This is a genomic window from bacterium, assembly GCA_030655055.1.
Lineage (GTDB): Bacteria > Edwardsbacteria > AC1 > AC1 > EtOH8 > UBA5202.
The window spans coordinates 1-2230 of record JAURWH010000127.1 but is presented as its reverse complement, the minus strand read 5'-3'; the positions used below and the strand labels follow the sequence as shown (position 1 = coordinate 2230).

The following is a 2230-nucleotide window of genomic DNA, read 5'->3' as shown; positions in this document are numbered from 1 at the left end:
ATCAGTTAACCCCTGACATAATCATTAGTCTACCACAATTTTGTTGTTTTCAATTGAAAATGAACAGGCTTTAGGCTATAATAACAGTTCATGCCCGGCGGAATTCCCTTCGCAAAACCAAAAATCATAATATATCTTTAGGGAGCAACCATGGAGAACAAAACCCCGTTCTATGAACATCACGTCAAGGCCGGGGGCAAGATGGTGCCCTTTGCCGGGTTCCTGATGCCGGTGCAGTACCAGGGGATCATCGAGGAGCACCGCCACGTCCGCTCGGCCGCCGGGCTGTTCGACGTCTCCCATATGGGCGAGATCGAGGTCAGGGGGCCGGAGGCATTGAAGTTCGTTTCCTACTGCACGGTCAACGACCCGGCGGCCCTGGCGGTCAACCAGGTCCAGTACTCGGCCATGTGCTACAAGGACGGCGGGATCGTGGACGACCTGCTGGTCTACCGCTACCCCGAGCATTATTTCCTGGTGGTCAACGCCTCCAACCTGGCCAAGGATTTCGCCTGGCTTCAGGAGCAGGCCCAGGGCTTCGATGTCAAACTTACCAACACCAGCGACCACGTTGCCCAGCTGGCCCTGCAGGGGCCCAAGTCCGAGCCGCTGCTGCAGAAGATCTGCGACCTGAAGCTCTCCGACATGAAGTTCTACTGGTTTGGCACCGGGAAGGTGGACGGGGTCGAGATGCTGGTCTCCCGCACCGGCTACACCGGCGAGGACGGATTTGAGCTGTACTTCGACATCAAGCACGCCGACCAGATCTGGAACGCCCTGTTCCAGGCCGGGAAGGAATTCGACCTGCGGCCCATCGGCCTGGGAGCCCGCGATTCCCTGCGGCTGGAGATGAAATACTGCCTCTACTGCAACGACATCGATCAGACCACCTCGCCGCTGGAGGCGGGACTGGGCTGGATCACCAAGCTCAAAAAGGCCGGAGAGTTCAACGCCAAGGATGTTCTGCTCAACCAGAAGGCCGAAGGCGTAAAGCGGAAACTGATCGGGTTCGAACTGGAGGGCAACGCCTTCCCCCGCCAGCATTACAAGATGTTCAAGGACGGCGCCCAGATCGGCGAAGTTGCCAGCGGCGTCTTCTCGCCCTCCGTGGCCAAGGGCATCGGCACCGGGTATATCAAGGCCGAGTTCTCGGCGGTGGGCACGCCCTTCCAGGTGGAGATCCGGGGCAAGATGGTTCCGGCCAAGGTGGCCGAGACCCCGTTCTGGAAGAATAGCTCGATCAAGAAATAATAGACCACCTTATTTCCCCGGGGATTTTTATCCGCAGATGTTGTAGTGAGTGGTAACCGAACTATTAACGCAGATTATTATTGATAGTGCTATTCCCAATAATATAGAATTAAAAGATAAATCTGTGTAAATCTGTAAAATCTGCGGATAGGAATAAAAGAAAAAACAAAATATAAAATATATAAAACATTTGGAGGAACCAATGAACATTCCCAAGGACCTGAAATATTCCGCCAGCCACGAGTGGGCCCGGATCGAAGGCGACATCGCCACCATCGGCGTCACCGACTTTGCCCAGGGCGAGCTGGGGGACATCGTTTTCGTAGAACTGCCGGCCATTGGCGCCAAGGTATCCCAGAACAAGCCGCTGGGCACGGTGGAAGCGGTCAAGGCGGTCTCCGACCTCAACGCTCCCCTGTCCGGCGAGGTCACCGAGGTCAACGGATCCCTGGAAGGGACCCCGGATGTGGTCAACAAGGACGCCTACGGCGCCGGCTGGATGGTCAAGATCAGGATCTCCAATGCCGCCGAGGCCGCCAACCTGATGGACGCCGCCGGTTACGACAAGATGGAGAAGCACGGACACTGACCGAAATTGCAAATTTGCAATTTTAAATTTGAAATATTAAATTTGAATTAATCAGATCATGCCATACATACCGAATACCGACAAAAACCGCGAGGCCATGCTCAAGCGGATCGGGGTCAAGAATTTTGACGAGCTGATAGCCGACATACCGGCCGAGATCAGGCTCAAGGCCGAACTGAAACTTCCCAAAGCCCTGTCCGAGATGGAAGCGGTCAAAGAAGTGAAGGCCCTGGCCGGGCAGAACCATCCGGCCTCATCCCTAATATCGTTCCTGGGCGGCGGGGCCTATGACCACTACATCCCGGCGGCCATAGACCACATCCTGCTGCGCTCGGAGTTCTACACCGCCTACACCCCCTACCAGGCCGAGGTCAGCCAGGGCACCCTCCA

General features: G+C 55.8%; 3 protein-coding genes. All 3 read left to right on the top strand.

Translation table 11 applies throughout. From position 1 onward, the window contains the following. The first annotated feature begins 150 nt into the window (after window positions 1-150). A complete protein-coding gene (gene gcvT / locus Q7U71_06145; GenBank protein MDO9391337.1) occupies window positions 151-1251 on the top strand; it encodes a glycine cleavage system aminomethyltransferase GcvT in 1101 nt (366 codons plus the stop codon). 202 nt (window positions 1252-1453) lie between these two features. Continuing rightward, window positions 1454-1840 carry a glycine cleavage system protein GcvH gene (gcvH, locus tag Q7U71_06140; protein ID MDO9391336.1) on the top strand — a complete coding sequence of 129 codons (387 nt, stop codon included), beginning with the start codon at window positions 1454-1456 and terminating at the stop codon, window positions 1838-1840. 58 nt (window positions 1841-1898) lie between these two features. After that, on the top strand, window positions 1899-2230 hold a 332-nt coding region (locus Q7U71_06135), incomplete at its 3' end, for a glycine dehydrogenase (GenBank protein ID MDO9391335.1).